Here is a 21253-nt window from a genome sequence, read left to right on the forward strand (position 1 = left end):
CTCAGGCCAACCGCCGCCAGGTAGCGGCATCACAGGCGGGTTCATCGTCAACCCGTCACACCGCCCGGCCGGAGCCCACGATCACAGCCGGACCACAGCAACATGCTCGTCGGGCTGGGGCGAAGCCGGGACTGTCCAGCTAACGGCTCTGCCGCACTTCCGGTGGTGACTGTGTGTTAGCCGAGCAGGATCCGGTGGCGGAGGAGCGGGAAGCCGGCTCGGCCGTGCATCTGGCGCATGATCTTCTTGGTTTTGGTGTTCACGCCTTCGGTGCCGCCGTTGCTGTAAGGCAGGGTGAGCGCGTTGTTCACGGCGTCCCGGTCGAGGTCGAGGCCGCGGGTGTAGGCATGCAGGTGGGGCAGGTCGGCGGCCCGCGCGGTGGTGATCCATGCGGTGAGACGGTCGTCGTTGCCGTCGGTGGGGTCGAGCAGCGCGGCGAAGCCGCGGATCAGGCCGGCGAGGGTGGTCATCTCGGGGCAGGCGGCGGTGAGCTGGTCGAGCCGGTCACGTTGGGCGTCGGTGAGGGTGTCGGGTCTGGTGAGCAGCAGGCGGGTCAGGGCGCGTGGGGACATCGCCGGCTGGTCACCGTCGAGCCGGCCGGAGTTGATGTAACGGACGAGCAGGTTGTGGCTGCCCGTGTAGCCCTGCTCCCGGATCTCGCGGAACAGGCGCAGGACCGGAACGGCGGGTTCCTCGGCCCGGCGGCGCTTGAGATGGTCGCGGTAAGGGTCGACCAACGTCGGGCGGAACGCCGGCGCACGGATCAGCCGTTCCGGCGCACGGATCAGCCGTTCCGGCTCGGGGACGCGGGCGTAGCGCTTGACCGTGTTCAGGGAGAGATTGAGCCTTCGTGCGCAGTCCAGCAGACCCACGCCCTGATCGAGCAGGCCATGAACCTGCGCCCAGCGCTGTCGGGTGGTCTGAGCGCGGGGCCCCTCGGTCGGCGGCGGGCCGGCCTTCGCCCAGCAGGCGCTGTGCGCCGCGACCTCCCGGCGGACGGCCTCGGCGAGGCCATGCCACAAGTGCCACCGGTCTCCTACCTGCCGAGCGTCGGGCAGGACACGGCGGACACCCTCGGCGTAGGCACCGGAGCCGTCCCGGCAGACGACCTCAACGCCGGGATGAGCCCGCAGCCAGGCCTCCAGAGCATCCGCGCCGCGGTCGGGCAGGACGTCGACGCGGCGGCGGGTCTCGACGTCGATCAGAATCGTGGCGTAGCGGTGGCGGCGGCGCAACGCGAAGTCGTCCACACCCAGGACCCGCGGGACCTGCAACCGCGGCAGCGGAAGGCGCAGCAGGCAGCGCAGCGCCGTGTCCCGTGACAGCCGTACCGACAACGCGCTCAACAGCCGGGCCCCGCCGCGGCCCGCGAGTTCCCGGACCACCGCGCCGACCTGGCCCGCCAACCGGACGGTGCGCCGCTGGTAACGCTCCAGCACACCCGGGACCTGCTCCCGGAACGTCCGCAGACAGCCCCGGGTCGGACACACGAGCCGACGGACCCGCACGGTCAGCAGCACCCGGCGCGCGTCCAGCGCCACATCCGCCGGCGTCCGCACGTGGTAGCTGTGCACCCGCGCCGTCAGCGCCCCGCACCGCGGGCAGGCGGCCGGCCGGTCCGGAGTCCGCGCCGCGACCCGGATCCGGTCACCCTCGTCCGCCACGTCCTCCACGACCAGCGGCGCCAACCCCGCAAACACCACCGCCACCAGGCACTCCACACCAACCATGACGGATCGTGACACGGCGGGCCACGTCGGCTACCACCGGATGTGCGGCAGAGCCAAAATCGTGACAGGCTCGGACGAGCAGGCCCGGACCGTGGTCGGGCTGGTCTTCGACCTGTTCGACCGGCTCGGGACGTTGAACGCGGTGCTGCGCTGGCTGGTCGACCACGAGGTGCAGCTGCCGGTGCGATCCCACAGCGGGGTGGACAAGGGCGAGCTGACCTGGCGGCGCCCCAACCGGGAAACCCTGCAGGTCATGCTGCACAACCCCATCTACGCCGGGTACTACGCCTACGGCAGGCGCCGCGTGGATGCGCGGCGCAGACAGGCGGGCCGGCCCAGCACAGGGCGGGTGGTGCGCGCGATGGACGACTGGCATGTGCTGCTGCCCGACCGGATGCCGGCCTACATCAGCACCGAACGGTATGCCGCGAACCTGGCCCGCCTCGAGGCCAACCGGCAGATCGCCGCCTCGCCGGGGGCGCCCAGGTCGGGATCGGCGCTGCTGGCGGGCCTGCTGCGCTGCGGACGGTGCGGACATCGGATGACGGTCAGCTACCACACCCCGGCCAGCCGGTTCCCCTCGCACAACTATCACTGCGCCTACCTGCCGGCCACCTACGGCACCGGCCGGCCGTGTCAGCACCTCGCCGGCCCGGCGCTCGACCGCTACGTGATCGGCCAGCTGCTCGACGCCGTCGCCCCGGCCGCGTTGGAGGTCTCCCTGGCCGCGGCCGCCCACGCCGAGGCAGACCGGGCCGAGCTGGACACCCTGTGGCATCAGCGGCTGGAACGCGCCCGCTACACCGCCCAGCGCGCCCGGCGCCAGTACCAGCTCGCCGAACCGGAAAACCGGCTGGTCACCCGCCAGCTCGAAACCGACTGGGAGACGGCGCTGGCCGACCTCGACCGTCTGACCGCCGACTACCAGCGCTTCGTCGAGGCCCGCCCGCAGGCGCTCGCCCCCGACGAACGCCAGGCCATCACCGCTCTCGCCCGCGACCTGCCCGCGCTCTGGAACGCCCCGACCACCAGCCAGACCGACCGCAAACAACTCCTGCGCACCCTGATCGACCAGGTCACCGTCGCGGTCGTCGGGACCAGCGAACTCGTCGACGTGACCATCACCTGGGCCGGCGGGCACCAGACCCACGGCCGCACCACCCGCCCGGTCGCCCGCCTCGACCAGCTCTCCTACTACCCCCACCTCGTCGAACGGATCACCGAACTCGCCGACGCCGGCCACTCCAGCCGGCAGATCGCCGACCAGCTCAACACCGAGGGGCTGCGCCCACCCAAACGCACCGCCTGGTTCGGCCCCGCCCAGATCCTCACCCTCACCCGCCGACTCGGCATCGGGGTCCACCACCCCCACGACACCCGCACCGCCCTGGCCAACCCCGGCCCCGGCCGCTGGTCGGTGGCCGACCTCGCCGTCGCCCTGCACATGCCGACCGCCACCCTCTACAACTGGATCTACCGAGGATGGATCACTGCCCAGCGCCACCCGGACGGCAGATCCTGGATCATCCTCGCCGACGACGCCGAGATCAGGCGGCTCCGCGAACGCCGTGACCGCCCACCCGGCTACTACACCCGAGCCCGCTGGACCCAACCCCGCCCGGCACAGCCAGACCCAAGCACGAACGGAACCCAGACATGAAAGATGATCATAGTTTGAGGGGCACTACCAGTGGCTCACTGAGGAATGCTTCCAGCAGGCGAAACAGGCCTGCGGCCTGGACGACTACCAGGTCCGTGACTACCGGGCCTGGTACGCCCACATCACCCTGTCGATGCTCGCCTACGCCGCGCTGGCCGCCGTCCGCGCCGAGCAGGTAAAAGGGGCCCTAGCCCCGCAGGTCTAAGCATGATCGGACTGACAGTACCCGAGATCCGGAAACTGATCGCCACCCTCGACAGGGGTGCCGCCCCGGGACAGGATCTCAACAGATGTGACACCAAGCCCGGTGCTCTGCTCCGTTCCTACCGGACCCCGAACATGTGCGTGCTGGCGACGTCCGGGCCGCAGGGGCCGTTGGCGACACCGGTCCGGTACTACCATCTCGATTTCGCGGTGATGTTCACGGCGTCACTCACCTCGCCGAAGATGCGCAACATTGCGGCGGATCCTCGGGTGTCTCTCGGGGTGTTCGCTCCGCTGGTCGGCCAGGCCAGTAGTCGGGGAGCCCAGATTTTCGGGCGGGCCCGGGTGCTGGCCGCGGAGGAGTCCGAGTTCGGGTACTAGGCCCGGGGTTCGGGTTCGTGCCACCAGCCGCCAAGGAGCTCTCCGCGATTCCAGAAAAACAGCTCCGCTCTGTGTGACCGCTGTCCGACCCGGTAGCCACACCGTAGACCGTGCCCCCCCCACCACGCCGGGGTGGGCGCGGCGGCAGCCGGCCCACCCCGAACTGCCGGCCTACTGGTAGGACAGGTTCGACTGCCCCTCGATCACGCGGCCAGCGATGTAGAGGTCTCCGTTGGAGTCCAGTACCGCGATGATTTTCTTCTGGTTGCCGTGGTGGGTCGTGAAGAAGATCTTGTCGGCTTCCTGGGAGGTGGAGTAGTTGGTGTTGACCGAGAGTTCGATGCTCACCGGCGAGCTGATGAGCACATCCTTCTTGGGCGAGGTCGGGTACTTCTGGTTCTGCCGCAACTTGACTCGGCCGTGAGTGTCGCCCTCTTCCCAGTCCGAGGCCAATCCGAGGTCAACGTCCGCCATGACGATGCTCCGTTCTCGTTCGTACGGGAACCTCTCCTGACCGGAGTAGGCTGTATCTTTTCCAGAAAAGACCTGACCGTCGACCAGCAGGAAGTACGTCTGCAGAGGTCGACGCGGAGAGAACACGCGCCTGTTCCGGCGAAAATTTACTCGACCGCCGGCCCCTCCTGGCCGATTTTTTCTACCTGATCGGACCAGCTAACGGGTGCGTAGACGCCGCAGCGGACGGGGACGACCCCTTCCTTGGTCTACGTATTTCCTGTCCCGGGGAGGCCATCCAGCCATCCGAGTCACAGGCATGAGCGCCACAAAACCTCTCCCCCAGAGGTAGTGATGGAATCGCACCGTCGCATACGTAGCGTCACACGCCAGAGGCAGCGGCACGCGGAAATCACCGGAATATATCGACCCAGTTAAATCGTGTCGCTTTTGGGTGAAATAAACCCGGAATGCGCGCGGCGTATTACCGAGCGTCAACACACCCGAGTCGGGCCCGGTCGGTCGAGGCAGTCGCGATCTACAAAACGGCCTTCCCCTGCGCATCCCGGACCAGCCGCGCCCACCGGTCGCGCACCTCGGCGGCCGGGACTGGTCAGTCGCGGTCCAGCATTTCGGCCACCTGAAGATCTTGTCGACGCTGGTACCCCCGGTTGGCCTTCCCATGAGCTGCGCACGCTGCTCACCTGGCTGACGCCGGGGCTGCATGCGCTACCGGTCTGGACCGCCGCCGGCACCGGCGTCCCTGGCGGCTACCAGCAGCGCGATGCAAGAACTCTGATCATCGCTAGCGCCGACGGCCGCCCAGACCCTCCCTGACCGTCCCCGCTGTGGCAGACACGGAGGTGAGGCCTGCGGCCAAGGCGTCAACGCTGATCGCCTGCCCGATCTTGAGCAGGTCCAGCCCGAGCGGCAGGGTGCTGACCCAGCCTGGCGTCGGCCGGATCCGGCGCGGGTGGATCGAAAACCCGACGGCGTCCGCGTGGCAGGTGACGGCGTCCTGCACCTCGGCGAGCAGGTCGGGGGTGGGCGCGTAGACCGTCAGGTACAGGCCGACACGCAGCCATCCAGGTTTCACTGGGGTCAGGTGCAATGCGAGGTCGAACCTGTCCGGATAGGCCAGCAGTCCCTCCATGCGGACCGCCCACAGGTCGCCGTCGGAAGGGTGGTCGGTGATCGCGATGGTGGCTGCGTACACGTCGCCGACCTCGATCAACCCTCCGTCCACGAACCCACCCGGCCGTCGCTCGTGGTCGATGTCCGCGGCTGGCGGGAGCGCGTCATCCGGGTCGACGGGAACGCCAAGCAGGCAGGAGAGGGCGGCGGTGTCGAGAACCTGGGCAGGCAGGGCGGCGGTGTCGAGCAGGCTCACAGCCTGCTCGAGTCGGTGGCGGGCCGCCGTCGCGGCGCGCGCTCGGCTACCTGGCCACAGGCGGCTGGGCTCGTAGCAGGTGAGAAACACCCGTCGATCCGTCGGGAAGCTGTGGTGCAGGTAGAGCGGCCGCGCTGGCCGGCGGACGGTGAGTTGCAGCTGCCCCGGCAGGGTGCGCAGTACCTCCGCCCACGCCGCGGAGGCGTGCACGTCCGTCTTCTCCGCTGCGGCCATCGGGTCGAACGCGGCGACGACGGAGACCGCACCCCGCAGATTGATCACCCCGGTGGTGTTCACCGCGGTGCGGCATACCGGCTCCTGGCGGTGGAGCCGGCGGACGACGGCGATGTCGGGAACCCATGGCTCGCGCACGCTCTGTGGGCTCATCGCAGCGCCCGCCGGCTCGGCTCGCCGCCCGCCCCGCAGTCGGGTGGTGCGATGAACGGGCGGGGCTGGCCCGTGCGGGTGGCGGTGATCAGGAGCAGCATGCCGACGATCGTCCCTCCGATGAAAGGTGCCGCCGCCAGCGCGAGCAGGCAGGGCAGACCGACCCTGTCCAGCAGGAGCGCGCACATCGCTGCCATCGCCCCACCCACCACGGCTGCGATCATCTGAAAACCCGAGGATGCGGGTGGTGCAAGGCATTCGTGGCCGCGGGTCTCAGCTCTGGTCATGAGAGGCAACCATCACGAGGGTCTTGTCGAGGTTGCTCAACGTCGTGGGCATCGGGGCGGCCAGGAACAGGCTGGCGGCGCCGAGGTTCTGCGCGACGGACCGTCCCGACTGGCTGTCGTCACCGTCGACCCAGTGACGCAGCAGCAACACGACGAGCGCGAGCCCGAGGCCGATGGCGACGACCGCGAGGGCGGTGCGTACGGGGTTCTCGCGGGGCTCGGGAGCGGCCAGCAGCTGTTCGTCGCCCTGGCCCAGGCTCGGGATGGGCTGCGCCCCCGCGGACGGCATGTGACTCCACGGGTCGTAGTACTCGTCGTCCGAGGTGGGGGTACGCCACCAGGAGCGGACCTCGCCGGTGTCGTCGTGGTAGCGGTCATCATCCATGGGGATCACCCGGTTCCTTCGGTCAACTGGCAGGTACCGAAGGAAGGGACAGGCGGTGGGCCCGACGCGACACCGAACCGCGTATCAGTTCGAAAAAATCTTGGGAGAGCAGCGGGGTATCCGCTCAGGTGGCGCGCACTGTCCTGCTGTGCCCCGGTAGGAGGGCACGCAAGTCGGCGCGAGGCGGTGCCCGGTGCCGCAGGCCTTGTCATCGCGGCGATGTGGCTTGAGCCGTCGATGCGTGTGGCCTAGCGCGGCGGAGCAGTTGATCGCGAAAAGGAAAAACCCGGCCCGCGAGGGGGCCGGGTGGTCTAGACGGCGAGCTTGGCATGCGCGGTGCTCGCTGTCAAAACTCACCATCCAGGTGGGCGGGTGAGGGCGCCAAGCTGTGTGGGGAGTTGCGCCGCTGTGAGGTCGGTGGTGCGCAGGCTGTACCACCAGTGCCGGCCCACGCCGGTGTGCGGCACGCCGCGCAGCGCTCCGGCGAGGTAGCCCTTGCTGGGGTTGACCACGCCGACGGGCACGAGCTCGCGGGCTTGAGCTACCGGGAAGGCGAGGTCGCTGTCGTTGCTGATCACGACGGCGGCGGTGATCCGCTGGTGCAGCAGGTCGAGCAAGAGGTGGGAGGCGACGTTGACGTCGGAGCCCTTCTCTTCCCGCTGGGCGACGGAGACCAGGAAGCGGGCGTCGCGCACCGGCTGACCGGCCGGGTCCTGGATCATCACCGGCCAGTCTGAGGTGGCCAGGACCGGCTGACCCTTCGGGCCCGGCACGGCCAACGGCGCTCTCACGACCTTGGTGATGTACCGGCCCTTGGTGATCTCGTCGACGGCGTAGGCGGCTCGCAGCGCCCGCAGGTAGATCTCCTGGTCGGCGGCGCCGCTGGGGTTGCTCGCGCCGTCGATCGGCGCGGTGCAGTACACCACCCGGGCGATCTGCGCCCCGGCCCACTCCGGCCGTGCGGCGACGATCGAGGCGGCCAGGGCACGCAGGTCGAGCCAGCGCCAGCCCGGCTTGCCGGCACCGCCCATCAGCCCACGGCCGCCGTAGTACAGGTTGAACCCGTCGATGTAGACGCCGACCTGCAGCGGCGCTGCCGCGGCCGTCGTGCCCTGCACGCTCATCTCGCTCCCGTCGGGGCCTTGGTTACGAGCAACGCAGTCCGGACGCGGGCGCCGACCGATACCTCGACCTTGGCGGCTACATCGTCGGGCCGCTCGACATCGATATGTGGGCGCAGACGGCCTGGGACATTCCGTACTGGCCGCACCGGCGCCCCTTGGTCGTCCTCAACGGTTGCCACACCACCGAGTTCTCCAGCGCCACGCTGAACAGCTTCGTGCCGGCTTTCACCCAGTGGGCAGGTGCCGCCGGTGTTGTGGGCACCGAGGTGGACCTGGAGCAGGGGCTGGCCGGCTGGGCGATGGAAGAATTGCTCACCCGGCTTATCGACGGTCTTCCTGCTGGCGAGGCGCTGCGCGGCGCGCGGTGGGCCATGCTCCGCAAGGGCAACGTCATGGGGCTGGCCTACACCCCCCACTGCCTCGCCAATCTTGCCCTACGGCCAGCCAGTTAGGAGCAAACGCGTGGGAAGCTCGCACATCATGTCCGCCGGCGCCTGCTGCTTCGGCGTTGTGGTCGGCTACATCACTTACCGCACACTGATTCGCACCCACAGGACGGCCGTCACCGACATCGTCACGGTGATCGGCGCCATCGGCGGCGCGGCGGTGACCGGACTGTTCGACCCCAATCAAAGTGACGCGTTCGGGTGGTACTCCATCGGGCTGCTCGCCGGGATGGCCGCGTTCTTCCTACTGTTCTGGGCCATGAATGACCGGAAGGAGCTTGCGAGCGTCATGGGCGCACGGGACATCGGCCAAGCCGGGCCAGCTGATACGCAAGCACCGAGACCTCGTCGCTGACGATCTACGGCGGTGTTTCATCCCCTTCCGTCATGGTCGCCTCCGGCGTAGTGGGTCCAGGTTCCGCCGACGTCGGCGGAACCTGGACCCACTACGCCGGCCCTGCCAGCGATCGGGCGGGCGCAACGCCCGCCGGCAGCTACCCGGTGCGCTCGGCCGTGACCGCCAGGGTCACGTAGGGCATCGTGATGCTGCCGCCAAACACGTCGAACGCGGCGCCGAGACCGGCCAGCAGCTGGTTCAGCTGGGCTGTCGGGAGCTGGTTGTGGCCGCCGTGGGTGGGTACCTGGTCAAGCCAGTCGTCCCGGGAGTACGTCCGTTCCCAGCCGAACCGCCATTGTTCGGCGTCGCCGAAACCGCCGGCGGCTCGCATCCCGTCGACTGCCCAGGCGGCCAACGAGGCATCCGCGTCGAGGGTGGGGGCCGCCCATGGGCTGAACGGCAGGTCGGGCGCGACGTGCCGGTAGACCGAGGCAAAGGCTTCGGCTATCTCGTGCGGGGGTGCGAAGGCGTTCCAAAACACGGCCAGTCGACCGCCCGGGCGCAGCGCGCGCGCCGCGTTCGCCGTTCCCTTCACCGGATCCACCCAGTGCCAGGACTGGCCGGAGACCACGGCGTCGAACGCCCGGCCCGCCGGCTCCCAGTCCTCGAACGACGCGACCTCCACCTCCAGCCCGCCCCGTCTCGCGAACTCGGCCATCCGCGCATCCACCTCGACCCCCAGCACCTGGCAGCCCGCCGCACGCAACAGGCGGGCCACGATGCCCGTGCCACAGCCGACGTCGACCACCCGAGGCCCGGGACTGGCCGCCACCACCCGCGCGACCAACGCTTCCGGATAGCTCGGCCGCGTCCGGTCATAACGTTCGGCGTCGACGCCGAACGATTCCGCCACCCGCCGCGCACGATGCGGCTCGTTCGCGTGGCCCACGCCGGTCTCCGCGTCTACCAGGTCAGGCTCTCGCTTCAGCTCCGTCACGCGTCAACCCTAAGTTGACGGCAAGTCGGCGTCAACCTAGCGTTGACGCTGCCGGCCGGTCCGACCCTCGGGCGCCACGAGCAGCCCGCGCGGTCGCCGGGCGAGCCATGGGACACGCGACACTCGACCGAGCATGATCCACGATAAGCGGTCGGGCGGTCCGCATACCCAGCTCGCAATCAACGGCCAGTCAGCGGCGGGCCTTCAGACGCCCCAGCGACCACGGCAAGATACGACCGGCCCCGCCAGCCGTCACGTGACAGTGATCACCCTTACCGCCAGTCACGATCATCGGTATCGATCTTGCGAATTCAGGTCACTCGAACACGCGACTCTGCCAGTCTCGACCCCCGGTAAGGAAGCTGTCACCAGCCGCAATTCGGAGATGATCTACAGAGCCTCTGTGTTCGTATCGTCGACGGGCGCGCGGCGGGCGAGGGCGGCACCGACGGTGTAGGCGGCGTCACGGTCGAGGTTCTGCCGGTCGCGGTCGTAGCGGCGGGTGGTGGCAGGGCTGGCGTGACCCATGGCGTCTTGGAGGTCGCGGGGGTTGCCGCCGCGGTCGAGGTAGACGGTGGCGAAGGCGTGGCGCAGCGAGTGCGGGGAGAGACCTTCCGCCAGCCGGGGATGCCGGCGGCGCGGGCGAGTCGGCGGACCAGGCGGAAGACATAGGGCTGGTCGATGCGGCGGCCAGTGGAGGTCACGAGTAGCGGGCCGGTGAGCTGATCGAGTGGGATGCAGGTGTCGGCGGCGCGGTCGGCGAGGTAGGCGTCGAGGGCGGCAGCGGTGTCGGGGTGCACAGCGCGTTCCATGGTCTGGCCGCCCTTGGCGGTGTAGCGCAGGGTGCGGTGGCCGCGGTTGTGGCCGTAACCGGCGACGTCCAGGGCGCAGGCCTCGGCGACCCGCAGCCCAGTCTCGAGTAGCAGCCGGATCAGCGCCCGGGTCCGCACTGCGGCCGGGTAGGGGTCGGCGTCGGCGGCGGCGAGTAGGTCACGGGCCTGGGCTTCGGTGAGTCCGACGGTGGCTGAGCGGTGCCGGCTGACGGTCGGGCGGCGGACGGTGACGGGGTTGCGGTCGACCAGGTCCTCGTCGAGGTCGAGCAGGTAGCCGTACCAACTTGACACCGCAGCCAGTGCCCGGGCCCGCGATGCCGGCGCCAGTGGCCGGCCGGTCGCTGGCCGGGGTTCGGCGGCGAGTTGTTCGAGCCAGGCGGCGACGTCCGGGCGTCGGGCGGCGGTCGGGTCGACGCCGTGCTCGGCGCACCAGTCGAGCCAGCCGGCGAGGTCGCGCAGGTAGGCACGCTGGCTGGTCGGGGCGTCGGTGTGCTCGCGCAGCCAGCCGGCGGTGGCGGCAGCGAGCACCGACTCGCCGAGCGCGCCGATCGCCGCTGGCAGCACCAGTACCGACGGCGGGAGGACGGGCTCGGCTCCGGTCACCTTGCCCGCCTTCCATCACCTGAGATTGATCACTTTAAGTACACGATAACTTCTCTTATCATGTGCTTTTATGATCAGGACCGGGCCTGATCGACGCATCGCCCCGCCGACGGCGGGCACTTTCACAGCCCGCCCTTACTCGCGATCGTGACCACCAGCCGCGTAGAGGGCAGCCTCGTAGAGGGCGAACAACACCAGACCGTACCGGTGGATCTCCGCGACAGGCAGACCCGCAAATATCGCGATCACAGGCGCCATCACCCCGAGCATGATCAGCGCGATCGCAATCGATTGACGCCTGCCGAGATGTGTTATCAGAACGCGCGGAGCAGGAGTCTCCTTTTCCTCGTCGACGGCGTGCTGTTCGTCGCGCTTGGCCACGACAGCGTCTCGCCAAGCCCGCAGGATGCAGAAGAGCACTCTGCTACGTACGGCTTGCACTCCACGGTGGACCTGCACCCCGGCCGTGCTCGGTGCGCAGTTGAGCAGGTCCGCGATCTCGGCCTGCGACCAGCCTTCGACGTGGCGCAGGTAGGTCGCGACGCCTTGCCGGTCCGGCAGCCGTCCGATCGCTTCCATGACGTTGCGTGCGGCGGCGGCGTCCTCAGTCGTGGCACGCAGTGTAAGGGTGGATCTGCCGCGGCCCATGGCTTGGTCGAGGTCCGCGGTGTCGGTCGCGGAGACTCGGCCGGCCCTCGGCGCCGCGCGGCCGACCATCCGCCGCACGATCGTAAACAGGTAGGCGGCCGGATTATCGATCTTCCCCCAATGGGACAGCGTCTCAGTGAAGGCTTCGTGTACCACGCCCTCGGCGTCGAGTTGGGAGTCGCTCAGCCCGTGGATGGACATCTGCCGGCGCACGAACGCCCGCAGGTGCTCGGCGTGTTCCCGATAGGTGCCGTCGACGGCAGCTGCAACCTCCAGGCTCACCGGCTCGAGTGCCCTGGCTTTCTCGTCGTTCGAGTTCGCCTTCCGATCGAGGGGACGTCCGGTCGCCGGAGCGGGCTGCGACTTGGGTTGCTCCGGCACCGCCCCGTCTGCATACTCGCTCTCTTTGGGCTTGCTGCTCACCGAACCCCCTATCCCCAGGCCGGCAGACCGCGGACGCCGCCACACGTCGTCCGCAGTCCACGGAACGACAGCCAACGAGCATGCGTCATGACGCCATCACTACCAGCGGCACGGGATCAACGGACATCGGGGGTGGCCTGCTTTCGGGTCGGGTACCACTTCCTCGACGGAAGCGGCGGACACCGGGTACGAGGCGCTGACGCACCGAACCATTTACAAACGATTTTCAAGATTTTTCGGAGGCCTCCGAAACCGGGGCTGGCAGACGCACCCCTGTGCCTGCCAGCCCCCGGACCTGGTGTGTTTAGGCGCCTCGCTCCCCGCCCTGGTCTGGGTTCGGGCTGGTCGCCAGACGCCGCACCCACTGGGCCAGCGCCGCCCGGCCACGAGCCCACAGCCACCGCGTCCCCGCCTCGAGCAGACGCCCGGCCACCTGGCCACAGGCCATGGTTCCCAGCAGGGACATTGGGTCGTTCAACTCCACCATCGGCTAGTCGCCCTTCCGCTCCCGGGCCGGCCCGACGGGCCGACCTCGGAACGTACGTGGCAACCGACGTCGATTTCCTTTACTCGTCTGGTCCAACCTCTTCCCGGCTCATCTCCCGCCGGACCTGGGCACGGTGGTACTCGAACGCCCCTGCCACTCGAAGAAACCCAGATCGGCGGCAGGCACCCCCACCTGCCGGGTCACAAAGGCAATCGCCTCGTCGCGCAACTCGCCACGGCCACGAGGGAACCGGCCGTACCGGGTGAAGAACTTCAAGATCGGCGCGAAGCCGAGACGGGTCGGTCCACGCTTGCCGGCCACCTGAGCCAGCTCATCGCCGACCAGCATCCAGTCAATGATCAACTCGCCCTCGTCGATCTGGCGGACGACCACGGGTCTCCTCCGGCGACTACAGGCCCGGCACGACCGAGCTGAGCGAGCGCGGGACGTCCGCCGTCTCGTCGGCGGCCCCGGCGGCAGGCGGCCCGACGGGAGCCGTCCGGTCCACCGACGAGGTCCGGGCGGTCTCGGCGCGCTCAAACCGCCCGGGGGCGTCGTCGAGCGGCACACCGGCCCCGTGGGCGTAGATGACAGGCGCAGGTCCGCGACGTCCACCTGCTCCCGCCGGCGGACCTCGTCCGGCCAGTCCGTGAGAAAGACGTCCGCGCGGCTGGCGAGGCCCCGGAGCACCCGGCGCCCCGGGGCCTGGGTGATGTCGAGCGCGATGCTCCTCTTGCCACGGTTCGCCCGCTCCAGCAGTTCATCCAGCGGGTCGGGCGAACCGCCCGCCGGGGCCGGGCGTGTCGCCTGGCCGACGAGCCAGGGGTGCTCGATTTTGATCACGTCGGCCCCCACTGCGCCAGCACCGCCCCGGCGGTGGGGACGAAGACCCAGGAGGCGAGTTCGACGACCCGTACGCCGGCCATGACGCCGGTCGTCTCGCCGCCCTCCGCGCCGGTCCCACGGCTGGAAGATCCATACATTGCCCGTCCCATGGTCGCCTCGGCCGGCGCGACCGCCGAGGGAGCGACCGCACGCTCAGATTAGATAAAGTATGCGGTTATTGAGCCGGTGTCGACACGGCCCACGGCCCACGGCCCACGGTCGATGGACACGGGTGGCGGGTGGCGGGACGCTCATCCGGCCCGCCGACCGTGGACCGTGGACCGTGGACCGTGGACCGTGGACCGTGAGCGGACCAGACCTGGATGGAGATCTCGTGCTCGATGATGATGTGCGGCAGGTCATCGCCTCGACCCGGCGTTTCGTGCGCGAGCGCGTGGTCCCGGCGGAGGCGGAGATCGAGCGGACCGACGCGATCCCGCCCGACCTGCGCCGTGCGGCGGCGGCGATGGGCCTGTTCGGGTTCGCCGCCCCCGAGGAGTACGGCGGCCTGGGGCTGGACATGAGCGCTGAGGTCCAGCTCGTCTTCGAGCTGGGCTACACCACGCCGGCCTTCCGCTCGATGTTCGGGACCAACAACGGCATCGCCGGCCACGTCCTGCTCGAGGGCGCCACCCAGGAACAGAAGAAGGCCTACCTGCCGCTGATCGCCTCGGGCGAGTGGACGGCCGCGTTCGCCCTCACCGAGGAGAACGCCGGCTCCGACCCCGCGGGCCTGGCGACATCCGCGCGCCGCGACGGCGACGAGTGGGTGATCAACGGTGCCAAGCGCTTCATCACCAACGCGCCGCTGGCCGACGTCTTCATGGTCTTCGCCCGCACCGACCCCGGTGCCGAGGGCGGGCACGGCATCACGGCGTTCATGGTGGAACGCGACGCGCCGGGGCTGAGCGTCGGCCCAAAGGACCACAAGATGGGCCAGGCGGGCGCGTGGACGGCGGACGTCCTGCTGGCTGACGTGCGGGTCCCGGCGTCGGCGGTGATCGGCGGCGAGGACGGGGTGGGCCGCGGCTACGCGACCGCGATGCGCTGCCTGGCCCACGGCCGGATCCACATCGCCGCGCTGTGCGTCGGGCTGGCCCAGCGGCTGGTCGACGAGTCCGTGTCCTATGCCGCGACCAGGGTGCAGGGCGGCGGCGTGATCGGTACCCACCAGCTCGTGCAGGGACTGCTCGCCGACTCCGCCACCGACCTCTACGCGGCGCGGGCGCTCGTCGTCGACGTGGCCGCCCGGTTCGACGACGGCAGCGACACCCGGATCGGCCCCTCGTGCGCGAAGTACTTCGCCTCCGAGGCGGTCGGGCGGGTCGCCGACCGGGCGGTGCAGATCCACGGCGGGGCGGGCTACATGCGCGGAGTCCCGGTCGAGCGCTTCTACCGTGACGCCCGGCTGTTCCGGATCTACGAGGGCACGAGCCAGATCCAGCAGATCGTGATCGCACGTCAGCTCCTGCGCGACGCCGGCGTCAGGTAGGCGCGAACGGCAGGTGACGGCCGACAGCGCGGGGCCGACCCGGTTCGAGGCGGCCCCGCGCTGTCGGCCGACCCGAATCAGCCGACCCGTTCGAAGATCGCGGTGATCCCCTGGCCGCCGCCGATGCACAGGGTCTCCAGCCCGTACCGGGCGTCCCGGCGCTCCATCTCGTGGAGCAGGGTCGCGAGGATCCGGCCACCGGTCGCCGCGACGGGATGACCGAGCGAGATCCCGGAACCGTTGACGTTGAGCCGGTCCAGGTCCGAGGTCGTGAGCCCCCACTCCCGGGTGCAGGCGAGCACCTGCGCCGCGAAGGCCTCGTTGAGCTCGATCAGGTCGATGTCGGCGAGCTTGAGGTTCGCCCGCTCCAGCGCCTTCGCCGTGGCCGCAACGGGTCCGATCCCCATCCTCGCGGGTTCCACACCGGCGACCGCCCAGCTCGCCAGCCGACCGAGCGGACGCAGGCCGAGTCGCCTCGCCGCCTCCGGATGGGTGACGACACACGCCGACGCCGCGTCGTTCTGCCCACTGGAATTGCCCGCAGTGACCGTGGCCTCCGGGTCGGTCCTACCCATGATCGGGCGCAGCGCGGCGAGCGTGTCGAGTCTGGCGTCGGCGCGGGGATGCTCGTCGACGTCCACGACGACCGAACCGCCGCGACCCGACACCGACACCGACACGATCTCGTCCGCGAACCGACCGGCGGCCTGCGCGTCCACGGCCCGGACATGCGACCGCAGCGCGAACTCGTCCTGCTCGGAGCGCGAGATCCCGTACTCCCGCCGCAGGTTCTCCGCCGTCTCGATCATCCCGCCCGGGACGGGGAAGTTCGCGCCGCCCGCGGTCACCCGGCCGCGGGCCAGGGCGTCGTGCAGCGTGACGTCCCCGCCGCCCGACCCCCGGCGCATCCGGGTCGAGTAGAAGGGGGCGTTGCTCATGCTCTCCGCTCCCCCGGCGATCACGACGTCGGCCACTCCGGTCTGGACCTGCATCGCGGCCGTCGTGACCGCCTGCACGCCCGATCCGCAGCGGCGGTCGAGCTGCAGGCCCGCGACGGTGACGTCGAGGCCGGCGTCGAGGGCGACCACCCGGCCAAGCGCGGGTGCCTCCATCGTCGGATAACACGACCCGAAGATCACGTCATCGATGTCCGCTGACCGCAGGCCGGTCCGGTCCAGCAGGCCGCGCAGCACGGCCGCGCCGAGCGCCTGCGCGCTCAGCGCCGCGAGCGCACCGCCGTAGCGCCCGACCGCGGTGCGCACCGGTTCGCAGATGACCGCCTCACGCATGAGTCCTCCGTTAGTTGTCGGGTGGCCCGGGGGGACCGGATGTGTGGCGCCGGAGGTGAACTGGACCAGAACGATGTCGCTGTCATAACACGCGGGCGCCGGCTTCCTGGCGTCCCGTGGTGCACAATTCCGGTGTCCGATCCGAGCCGGGGCGGCCGGTGTCGGGGTGGGAGGGAGGACGGGTTCGATGCGGTTCGTGGGATTGCGGGACGGACGGCGGGTCGTGGTCGGCCTGGTGTTCGGTGCCGACGGGGCCGGCCCGCAGGGCGGGCCCATGGGCACGGCCGGGGACGAACGCCCCCGGGTCGCCCGCGTCGCCGACGTCGACGAGTTCTACGGAGACCTCGCCGACTGGACGGCGAAGGCCCGCCGGATGACCGCCGGTGAGCATGACCTCGCCGACGTCGAGCTCGTCCCGCCCGTACCGGCCGGAGCCCGGATCCTCGGCATGGGGCTGAATTATCATGCGCACGCCGCGGAGACCGGGCTGGAACTGCCCAGGCGGCCACCGATCTTCGGCCGGTGGACCGCGTCCCTGACGGTGGACGGCACCCCCGTCCCCGTCCCGCCGGGCGAGCGGGGCCTGGACTGGGAGGGCGAGCTCGCCGTCATCGTAGGGTCCAGGATGACCGATGTCGACGAGGACGCCGCCCTGCGCGGCGTGTTCGGCTACGCGGTGTTCAACGACCTCAGCGCCCGCCGCGCCCAAGGCGCCTCGGCGCAGTGGACGCTGGGCAAGAACTCCGACCGCAGCGGGCCGATGGGGCCCGTCGTGACCGCCGACGAGGTCGGCGATCCGGCGGCGGGCCTGCGGCTGGTCACCCGCGTCAACGGCGAGGTGGTACAGGACGGCGACACCAGCGACATGATCTTCTCGATCGGCCGGATCCTGTCGTTCGTGAGCCGCACCCTGACCCTCAACCCGGGTGACATCCTGATCACCGGAACTCCCGCCGGGGTCGGCTACATCCGCAAGCCGCCCCGCTACCTGGGTCCGGGTGACGTCGTCGAGGTGTGGATCGAGCGGGTGGGCACGATCCGCAACCCGGTCGTGGACGCGTCCGCCCGGCCGTGACCCGGCGGTGGGCCGAACCCGTGGCGGGTCGGGTCGGCCCACCACACCCGTGTTCCGCGTCAACGCGGGCCGGGGTCACCGGGCACGTTCACGCCTTCGGCCCACCGGCGACGTAGATCACCTGACCGGACACGAATCCCGCGCCCTCGCTCACCAGGAACGAGACGGTGTGGGCGATGTCCTCGGGCTCGCCGACCCTGGCCACGGGAATCTGGGCCGCGCGGGCGGCGGCGTAGTCGTCCCACGTGTGCCCCAGGCGCTCGGCCGTCGCCCGGGTCATCTCGGTCGCGATCAGACCGGGCGCCACCGCGTTGCAGGTGACGCCGAACTTCCCGAGCTCGATCGCCACCGTCTTGGTGAATCCCTGCAGGCCCGCCTTCGCCGCCGAGTAGTTCGCCTGGCCACGGTTACCCAGCGCCGACGTGCTCGACAGGTTCACGATCCGCCCGAAGCCCGCCTCGACCATGAACTTCTGCACAGCGCGGGTCGTCAGGAACGTGCCCCGCAGGTGCACCCCCATGACGAGGTCCCAGTCGGTCTCGGACATCTTGAACAGCAGGTTGTCGCGGGTGATCCCGGCGTTGTTCACCAGGACGGTCGGCCCGCCGAGCTCGGCGGCCACCCGCTCCACCGCGGCCGTGACCTGCTCGGCCTCGCTCACGTCCACGCCGAGGGCGATCGCGGTCCCGCCGGCGGCGACGATCGCCTCGACGGTGCCCTTCGACGCGCTCTCCTCCAGGTCGAGCGCCGCCACGGCCATGCCGTCGGCGGCGAGCCGGCGCGCCGTGGCGGCACCGATGCCGCGGGCGGCCCCCGTGACGATCGCGACGCGGTCCTGGGCAGCGGGCATGCTGGTCTCCTCGCACGATGACGTTCGCTTGTCGGACGAATGGCGACCGGGCCGCCCCGGGACCGCTTGGAACCGGGCGAGACCGGGCGGAGACCGGGTCGCCGAGAAAGTCTGTCAGGCGCCGACGACCGACGCGTCCAGGACGGCGACGACCTGCCCGGCGGGCCTCACGGGTAACGGGTTGACGCCGGGCTTCGAACGGCGGATCCCCGCCCCGCGGATCAGTCCGAACGACCTGCTCCGCGGGGAGGGGATCCGCCGGGCCAACGGAAATTGAATGGCCGTCGGCACGGAAACCGGCCATCGTTGATCTCGGCGGCACGCGGGGCACCGGTCCCGCGCCGTGACCGAGGAGTGATGCCCCGTGACCCCCGTCCACGAGCTGGCGGGAGCGACCGCGCCGATCTGGATGTGGACCTCTCCACAGGAGGTCGAAAGCGCCGCGCTCGACCAGCTCCGCACCATCGCGGAACTCCCCTACGTCCACCACCACGTCGCCGTCATGCCGGACGTCCACCTCGGCAAGGGCGCGACGGTCGGTTCGGTGATCGCGCTGCGTGACGCCGTCTCCCCGGCCGCCGTCGGCGTCGACATCGGATGCGGGATGGCCGCGCTGCGGACCAACCTGACCGCCGCCGACCTGCCCGATGACCTCGGGCCGGTACGGGCCGCGGTCGAGGCGGCCATCCCCGTCGGCCATCGCGGGCACACCGAGATCTCCCGCCGGGTCCGCGGCTACGCCGACCTGTGGGGGACCTTCGGCGACCTGCACCCCAAGGTCACCGGGCGCAGCGGCAGCATAGACCGGGTGATGGCGCAGATGGGCAGCCTGGGCTCGGGCAACCACTTCGTCGAGCTCTGCCTGGACACCGAGGACGCCGTCTGGCTCATGCTGCACTCGGGCTCGCGCAACATCGGCAAGACCCTCGCCGAGCTGCACATCGCGGCCGCGAAGAAGCTCCCGCACAACACCGGCCTGCGCGACCGGGACCTCTCCGTCTTCCTCGCCGGCACCCCCGAGATGGCCGCCTACCGGGCCGACCTCACCTGGGCGCAGACCTACGCGCGCCGCAACCGCGACACCATGCTCGCTCTCTACGTCGACGCGCTGCGCGACCACCTGCCCACGCTGCGCGTGCCGACCCCGCCCACGCACGGGCCGCACGCCGCCGACACCGCCTTCGCCGCGGTCAACTGCCACCACAACTACGTCGCCGAGGAGCACCACTACGGAGCGGACGTCCTGGTCACCCGCAAGGGCGCGATCTCGGCCCGGGCCGGCGAGTACGGGATCATCCCCGGCTCCATGGGCACCCGCTCATACATCGTCCGCGGCCTCGGTAGCGCCGAGTCGTTCCACTCGGCCGCGCACGGCGCCGGGCGGCGGATGAGCCGTACCCGTGCCCGCAAGGAGTTCACCACCGACGACCTCGTCGCCCAGACCACCGGCGTCGAGTGCCGCAAGGACCCCGGAGTCCTCGACGAGATCCCCGCCGCCTACAAGGACATCGACGCCGTCATCGCCCACCAGAGCGATCTCGTGGACGTCGCCGCCGAGCTGCGCGCCGTCCTCTGTGTGAAGGGCTGACCCGACCCGGACCAGCCCGCGTCCGCCCGGTCCGCGCTCCGCTGGCCGGGCGGGCGCTGCGTTGCCGGCGGGCGCCGGGCCGCCGGGCGGACGCGGGTCAGCGCGGTCCGTGGCCGTCCCGGACGGCGCCGCGGATCAGCTCGATCACCCAGCCGGCGACGCGGCTCGCCTGGCTGGCGTCCAGCTCCCACACGGTGATCAGGCGCTCGAACGACGGCACGCTCCAGAAGACGTCAAGGGCGGCGGCGACGAGCTCGCACTCGGCCGGCGACCAGTCGTCCGCGGCGGCGGCCACGGCGGCGACGAGCGCGTCGCGGCGGCGCCGGTCGAGCGCCGCGAACGTCGGGTCGCCGGTCGGCCCGCCGCTCGTGGGGAACGACGAGAGATAGGAGTAGACCCGGCCGATGACGTCGCCGAAGGCGTCCAGGCGGAGGGTGTCCACGTCCACGCCGGCCTCCTGCTCGAGGTGGCGCATCACCGCGTCACGCAGCCCCCGCTCGCTGCCGAAGTAGCGGTAGATCGTGCTCTCGTTGACCTGGGCACGCCGGGCGACGGCCCGCACGGTCAGCTCACGCCAGTCCCAGCTCGGGAACCCGTGGACCATCTCGGCTCCGGCCGCGACGATGCGTTCCCGGGTCCGCTCGGCCTGCTGACGGCGCACGGGGCTGTCGTAGGAACGGCGGCCCGACTCCGACTGCTCACCCTCGGGTCGCACCGCCGGCTCGGCCGCCGATGGCACCGCCCGCTCGGCCCCGGTGGACGCCGGCGGCCCGGCCGTGGGTGACGCCGCCGGATCGCGCGCGGGTCTAGCCACGACCGTGGAACGTGCGGTCGTTGCGCATCGCGGCACCTGCCTCGGTCTGGGGGCTCGCCTGCCCTGCCTGGCCAGTCTGCCAGTTCCCGGACGGGACGCCGTCCCGCGCGGCGGGCTCCCTGCGGGACGCAGCCGGACCAGAAATGGTGAGTGCTCACTCCCCAAGACCTTCCGGAGACCCACCCGCGCCCGCAGGACGCTCACGTCGCCGCGTCCCGACACCGGCCGACGAACCGGGTCACCAGGCATGATCCGGGGGCCTTGGCGCCCGGAGTCCAGGACGGCGGCACACCACTTTAAGGCGAGACTTCTCGCACGAATGGCGCTATGCTCCCCGGTCAGATCATCCTGAATGCCGTCGAACCAGGCATCAGGATTGCCCGCCTTCGCGGTCTCGGACCGCCCGTTCCGCATCGCCGTCACCAGCCGTCGAGCCGACACCGAGCCGTGCCGCCCACCTGGAAGCAGCCCCCGCGCCTGGAAAC

At 70.6% G+C, this 21253-nt stretch carries 22 protein-coding genes and 4 pseudogenes; 8 read left to right on the top strand and 18 right to left on the bottom strand.

Features of this window, described 5'->3' with window-relative positions; genetic code table 11:
* Positions 1-176 precede the first annotated feature (176 nt).
* On the bottom strand, positions 177-1730 hold the full coding sequence (locus FMEAI12_RS15835) for an ISL3 family transposase (RefSeq protein ID WP_112106619.1): 1554 nt from the start codon (positions 1728-1730) through the stop codon (positions 177-179).
* A gap of 61 nt (positions 1731-1791) precedes the next feature.
* Between FMEAI12_RS15835 and FMEAI12_RS15840 the strand changes: the two genes are divergently transcribed.
* The 3 genes and pseudogenes from FMEAI12_RS15840 to FMEAI12_RS15850 form a co-directional block, all read left to right on the top strand.
* Complete coding sequence (locus FMEAI12_RS15840) at positions 1792-3390, top strand: recombinase family protein (RefSeq protein WP_235014045.1); 1599 nt, start codon at positions 1792-1794, stop codon at positions 3388-3390.
* A 28-nt stretch (positions 3391-3418) separates the two neighbouring features.
* Positions 3419-3595: pseudogene (locus tag FMEAI12_RS15845) on the top strand (IS701 family transposase); the annotation flags it as partial.
* A gap of 2 nt (positions 3596-3597) precedes the next feature.
* Positions 3598-3966: pseudogene (locus FMEAI12_RS15850) on the top strand (pyridoxamine 5'-phosphate oxidase family protein); the annotation flags it as partial.
* Between the two features lie 180 nt (positions 3967-4146).
* Here FMEAI12_RS15850 and FMEAI12_RS15855 read toward each other — a convergent pair.
* The 5 genes from FMEAI12_RS15855 to FMEAI12_RS15875 form a co-directional block, all read right to left on the bottom strand.
* Positions 4147-4449, bottom strand: coding sequence for a DUF6342 family protein (locus tag FMEAI12_RS15855; protein ID WP_112106621.1), 303 nt, complete (start codon positions 4447-4449; stop codon positions 4147-4149).
* A 784-nt stretch (positions 4450-5233) separates the two neighbouring features.
* Positions 5234-6205: a hypothetical protein gene (locus FMEAI12_RS15860; RefSeq protein ID WP_131627988.1), complete on the bottom strand. Its 972-nt coding sequence runs from the start codon at positions 6203-6205 to the stop codon at positions 5234-5236.
* The gene (locus FMEAI12_RS15865; RefSeq protein WP_235014046.1) at positions 6202-6402 is read right to left on the bottom strand and encodes a hypothetical protein; all 201 of its coding nucleotides are present in this window, start codon (positions 6400-6402) and stop codon (positions 6202-6204) included. The genes FMEAI12_RS15860 and FMEAI12_RS15865 overlap by 4 nt, the downstream gene beginning before the upstream one ends.
* A 76-nt stretch (positions 6403-6478) precedes the next feature.
* Positions 6479-6886, bottom strand: coding sequence for a hypothetical protein (locus FMEAI12_RS15870; RefSeq protein ID WP_131627990.1), 408 nt, complete (start codon positions 6884-6886; stop codon positions 6479-6481).
* 344 nt (positions 6887-7230) lie between these two features.
* Positions 7231-8001, bottom strand: a complete 771-nt coding sequence (locus FMEAI12_RS15875; RefSeq protein WP_112106625.1) for an NYN domain-containing protein — start codon at positions 7999-8001, stop codon at positions 7231-7233.
* Positions 8002-8105: 104 nt separating this feature from the next.
* On the opposite strand from FMEAI12_RS15875, the gene FMEAI12_RS15880 reads away from it, so the two are divergent.
* Both FMEAI12_RS15880 and FMEAI12_RS15885 read left to right on the top strand, forming a co-directional pair.
* Positions 8106-8453, top strand: coding sequence for a CHAT domain-containing protein (locus FMEAI12_RS15880; RefSeq protein ID WP_112106626.1), 348 nt, complete (start codon positions 8106-8108; stop codon positions 8451-8453).
* Between the two features lie 28 nt (positions 8454-8481).
* Positions 8482-8802 carry a hypothetical protein gene (locus FMEAI12_RS15885; protein ID WP_131627992.1) on the top strand — a complete coding sequence of 107 codons (321 nt, stop codon included), beginning with the start codon at positions 8482-8484 and terminating at the stop codon, positions 8800-8802.
* 139 nt (positions 8803-8941) lie between these two features.
* Here FMEAI12_RS15885 and FMEAI12_RS15890 read toward each other — a convergent pair whose 3' ends face one another.
* The 9 genes and pseudogenes from FMEAI12_RS15890 to FMEAI12_RS36645 all read right to left on the bottom strand — a co-directional run bounded on the left by FMEAI12_RS15890 (position 8942) and on the right by FMEAI12_RS36645 (position 13758).
* Positions 8942-9772 (bottom strand): class I SAM-dependent methyltransferase, encoded by an 831-nt coding sequence (locus FMEAI12_RS15890; protein WP_235014051.1) that lies wholly within the window; start codon positions 9770-9772, stop codon positions 8942-8944.
* Between the two features lie 399 nt (positions 9773-10171).
* Positions 10172-10522 (bottom strand): tyrosine-type recombinase/integrase, encoded by a 351-nt coding sequence (locus tag FMEAI12_RS39935; RefSeq protein WP_368672080.1) that lies wholly within the window; start codon positions 10520-10522, stop codon positions 10172-10174.
* Positions 10417-11217 (bottom strand): annotated as a pseudogene (locus FMEAI12_RS15895) (tyrosine-type recombinase/integrase); the annotation flags it as partial. The pseudogene FMEAI12_RS15895 and the gene FMEAI12_RS39935, both read right to left, overlap by 106 nt.
* A gap of 135 nt (positions 11218-11352) precedes the next feature.
* Positions 11353-12288 carry an RNA polymerase sigma factor gene (locus FMEAI12_RS15900; protein WP_160144282.1) on the bottom strand — a complete coding sequence of 312 codons (936 nt, stop codon included), beginning with the start codon at positions 12286-12288 and terminating at the stop codon, positions 11353-11355.
* 304 nt (positions 12289-12592) lie between these two features.
* Positions 12593-12775, bottom strand: coding sequence for a hypothetical protein (locus FMEAI12_RS15905; RefSeq protein ID WP_112106630.1), 183 nt, complete (start codon positions 12773-12775; stop codon positions 12593-12595).
* A 108-nt stretch (positions 12776-12883) separates the two neighbouring features.
* Positions 12884-13168 (bottom strand): DUF4158 domain-containing protein, encoded by a 285-nt coding sequence (locus FMEAI12_RS38220; RefSeq protein ID WP_131627996.1) that lies wholly within the window; start codon positions 13166-13168, stop codon positions 12884-12886.
* 16 nt (positions 13169-13184) lie between these two features.
* Positions 13185-13343, bottom strand: coding sequence for a hypothetical protein (locus tag FMEAI12_RS38225; RefSeq protein WP_235014047.1), 159 nt, complete (start codon positions 13341-13343; stop codon positions 13185-13187).
* Between the two features lie 86 nt (positions 13344-13429).
* Positions 13430-13630 (bottom strand): annotated as a pseudogene (locus tag FMEAI12_RS39940) (CoA transferase); the annotation flags it as partial.
* Positions 13615-13758 (bottom strand): hypothetical protein, encoded by a 144-nt coding sequence (locus FMEAI12_RS36645; RefSeq protein ID WP_160144284.1) that lies wholly within the window; start codon positions 13756-13758, stop codon positions 13615-13617. The gene FMEAI12_RS36645 and the pseudogene FMEAI12_RS39940, both read right to left, overlap by 16 nt.
* Positions 13759-13994: 236 nt before the next feature.
* Between FMEAI12_RS36645 and FMEAI12_RS15915 the strand changes: the two genes are divergently transcribed.
* Positions 13995-15152, top strand: coding sequence for an acyl-CoA dehydrogenase family protein (locus FMEAI12_RS15915; RefSeq protein ID WP_112106666.1), 1158 nt, complete (start codon positions 13995-13997; stop codon positions 15150-15152).
* Positions 15153-15229: 77 nt separating this feature from the next.
* Here FMEAI12_RS15915 and FMEAI12_RS15920 read toward each other — a convergent pair whose 3' ends face one another.
* Complete coding sequence (locus FMEAI12_RS15920) at positions 15230-16441, bottom strand: acetyl-CoA C-acetyltransferase (RefSeq protein WP_112106632.1); 1212 nt, start codon at positions 16439-16441, stop codon at positions 15230-15232.
* Between the two features lie 187 nt (positions 16442-16628).
* Between FMEAI12_RS15920 and FMEAI12_RS15925 the strand changes: the two genes are divergently transcribed.
* A complete protein-coding gene (locus FMEAI12_RS15925) occupies positions 16629-17516 on the top strand; it encodes a fumarylacetoacetate hydrolase family protein (RefSeq protein WP_071063252.1) in 888 nt (295 codons plus the stop codon).
* Between the two features lie 88 nt (positions 17517-17604).
* Here FMEAI12_RS15925 and fabG read toward each other — a convergent pair whose 3' ends face one another.
* A complete protein-coding gene (fabG, locus tag FMEAI12_RS15930; protein WP_112106633.1) occupies positions 17605-18366 on the bottom strand; it encodes a 3-oxoacyl-ACP reductase FabG in 762 nt (253 codons plus the stop codon).
* A 364-nt stretch (positions 18367-18730) separates the two neighbouring features.
* Between fabG and FMEAI12_RS15935 the strand changes: the two genes are divergently transcribed.
* Positions 18731-19954, top strand: a complete 1224-nt coding sequence (locus tag FMEAI12_RS15935; protein ID WP_071063256.1) for an RtcB family protein — start codon at positions 18731-18733, stop codon at positions 19952-19954.
* Between the two features lie 97 nt (positions 19955-20051).
* On the opposite strand, the gene FMEAI12_RS15940 is transcribed toward FMEAI12_RS15935, so the two are convergent.
* Positions 20052-20693, bottom strand: a complete 642-nt coding sequence (locus FMEAI12_RS15940; RefSeq protein WP_112106634.1) for a TetR/AcrR family transcriptional regulator — start codon at positions 20691-20693, stop codon at positions 20052-20054.
* Positions 20694-21253 lie beyond the last annotated feature (560 nt).

Origin of the sequence: Parafrankia sp. Ea1.12 (genome assembly GCF_900465275.1) — a bacterium.
GTDB lineage: Bacteria > Actinomycetota > Actinomycetes > Frankiales > Frankiaceae > Parafrankia > Parafrankia soli.